The sequence below is a fragment of the Microcystis sp. LE18-22.4A genome (assembly GCF_027531105.1).
GTDB classification, from domain to species: domain Bacteria; phylum Cyanobacteriota; class Cyanobacteriia; order Cyanobacteriales; family Microcystaceae; genus Microcystis; species Microcystis aeruginosa.
Genome location: NZ_JAPZRB010000307.1, coordinates 1 through 2848 on the forward strand (window position 1 = coordinate 1; position 2848 = coordinate 2848).

Genomic DNA, 2848 nt, shown 5'->3' on the forward strand with positions numbered 1-2848 from the left:
CTCAACAGACAACAATCATCAATTTTTATTTGGTTCTCTTTCTGATGTAGAGAACTTTTGTTCTAGATTTCTCCCATCTTTCAAATATTTTGAGTATAAATACTCTATATACTCACTTCTCTGCGATGCAGTCGCACTCGCAGGAGCGCATTTTGTAGCTTGCTTAAAGCTTTGTTTCTGTCTGTATCACTTGTTACTTTTTAAAATGAGAATTGCTGGGAATTACGGTTAGGAACTTTTTCTATGTACATGACCACTATTTTAGCAAATGGAGAGAATTTTTATCCATTAAGAAATATTACAAATTACATGGGTACATCAAGAAATGTTAAGGGCTATATCCATTGATGGATAAGGGTTTTGGCTGTTATAGTATATATATATATGGGGGAAAGTTCAGGTATTAGCTAAGGCAGGATCGGGCCAATCTTCATCTAAAATACCGAGGGTATCCTTACCATCTTTAGGCTGTTTTGTCCAGTATCTAACGATACGATATTGTCGCCATTGTTCATTAACTAGATGTTCAAAAGCCAGTTCAATTCTAGCTTGATCGATGAGGGAAGCTTGATTATTAACTGCCTGACTAAGAAACTCGGCATAACTTAAATTATTGCGAGTAGAACACTTCGCCTGCGCACCGTACAAAGCCAAACGAATCGCATCCATTAAAGTAGTTTTACCGCCCCCATTCATGCCTCCTAAAAGGATAATCGGACAGGGATTGTTATCTTTTTCAGGACGTAAATTAATCACTTGACGACCAGCGTAGGGTCCGAAATTTTGCAAAACTAATTCAGTAAAAATCATTAACAGTCAGGGGTGAGGAGCGGTAATTTCTATCCTAGACAAGTATAACAAGCGATCGGAGCTAATCTCCCTATTTTCGGCTTGTGGGATCGGCAGACTAGGGAGAAAGTAAAATAGAGACGTTGGGGGCAACGTCTCTAGGAAATTTAGCAAAATGTCTAATTTTTATTTAATTTTGCTTTTTCTCAGGCGTGTTAGGGAGAAAATACCGACTAGGGTCAAGAGGGCGAGAACATTATCCGCTTCTGGAGTAGTAACGCCACCGTTGATAAAGAATTGAGAGCGGTTCCAAACACTTCCCCCCACCCTGCGACCTAAAATTCTGCCTTGAATATCGCCGTCGAGGAAGTGAATACCGCCATAACGACGAGAAATACCGGCTTCGTCGGCCGCTTCTGAGAAAGTATCCCAAGAAAGAGTTACCGGACTACTCGGAGTGATGCCCGGTTCAAAAGCTGAAGTACCGGGGGCAAAGGTGACAGAACCACCAAAAACATCACTACCAGTGAAAAGACGCAGGATTTCCGCCCCAGCGGCACTAAAGGCACTATGGCCAGAGGTATATTCGGCGAAGGGGGGCGAAGGAGGACCAAAGGGATTCTGGTAGGTGAGAAATTGGGTAGCGGGAATAGTGATTGTGCCTAAACCGGGGCCGCCCCAAGCGTTAATTTCAAAGACTCCATCGCCGTTACTGTCAGTCCCGATTAAACCCAAGCGACCTAACTCGCGAATCACGCGCACGGGACGGGCAGAATTATAGGATAGTTTCGCTTCCCAGGTGGCAATCCCCGCGTCCATGACTGCATTACCGAGGGCGAAGAATAACTGCACATCTTCGTCGAGAGTATTATTATCCCGCTGGGAGATATCTTGCCCGAACTCCATCCATGTACCCGGAGGGAAGGGGGTTCCAGGGCCATCTTCCCAAAATTCGGCGATTAGTTTCTGTTCGTCGGTGAGATTGGCACTGAATGCCACCACATCAACCGCCTGCTGGATGAAAGCGGGATTGATATCTACTCCCACTAATGCAGCACTAATAGGAACAACCGTACCATCAGCCCTGGTGATCGTTCCCGCCTGTAAATCCGCCGAAGCGTTGGGATCTAACAGAAAAGGAGGGATAATTTCAGGGGGACGATATTGTGCATTATCGGTTAAAGAGAAGGATTCTACCGTTCCCCAGTGAGGGGTCAGATATTTCTGTAGGGGTGAACCAGAATCGATGGGAACACTCTCCGGAGTCCAGAGTTCGATATCGACCACTTGAGTGGGAGTGTTGGGGGTGCTGTAACCGATGGTATCAACGTAGTTGTTTAACTGATTGGAACCGTCATTACGACGGGCATTCATCAGTGTGGCGGCGATGGTGTTACCGATTCCCGCTGCCGTAGTGGTATCGGTGCTGGTATTGTTGGGGTCGTAACCGAGACTATTCATCCGAGCAGTCAAATTAGCCGTTTGTGTGGGTAGCAGTTCCGTTAACACCCGATAGGCGGCAAAACTAATCGCTTCCTGTTTATTGGCCTGAGTATTTTCGCTCGTAGGACGTTGTAAAGTATCTCCCAGAACGGTACTAATGGGGGTAGCTTCGTAGGCTGACCAAGCATCGTACATAGCAGTGCCAAGGATGCCATAGAGCCGAGAAGCTACCGTTGGTCCCTGGGGTTGATTTCTAACACCTTGAGTGGCTGCACCAATCCAATCACTGGCCACCGTGACCGCTTGAGCAGATGATACTGGCAGCAAGGCAGTGGAAGCAATCCCTAAAGGAAAAAGGGTTAAAGAGAGTATTTTTTTGTACATGACCAGCAAATGGCAATAAGGGACTTCCAGAGAATAAAATACCCAACAAAAAAATAGAAAAGTGTTTTTTTGAAAAAGTAATTATTTTTGTCTAGTGGGACTTAAACAAATTTCAAGCCCAAACAAAGCCTAAACTGGCTTTGTAAGCGGCAAACACATCCCGATTCTCGGTCAGCCACTCAAAGAAACGGAAAGACATCGCTGTCCGAAAAGCTGCCAAGGCTTCCACAAA

Annotated in this window: 1 protein-coding gene and 1 pseudogene; both read right to left on the bottom strand. The window is 45.4% G+C overall.

The genetic code is table 11. The features are described 5' to 3' along the window. Positions 1-399 precede the first annotated feature (399 nt). Positions 400-810: pseudogene (locus O9295_RS13935) on the bottom strand (AAA family ATPase); the annotation flags it as partial. Between the two features lie 165 nt (positions 811-975). Beyond that, a complete protein-coding gene (locus O9295_RS13940; RefSeq protein ID WP_288033393.1) occupies positions 976-2616 on the bottom strand; it encodes a vanadium-dependent haloperoxidase in 1641 nt (546 codons plus the stop codon). Positions 2617-2848: the final 232 nt, after the last annotated feature.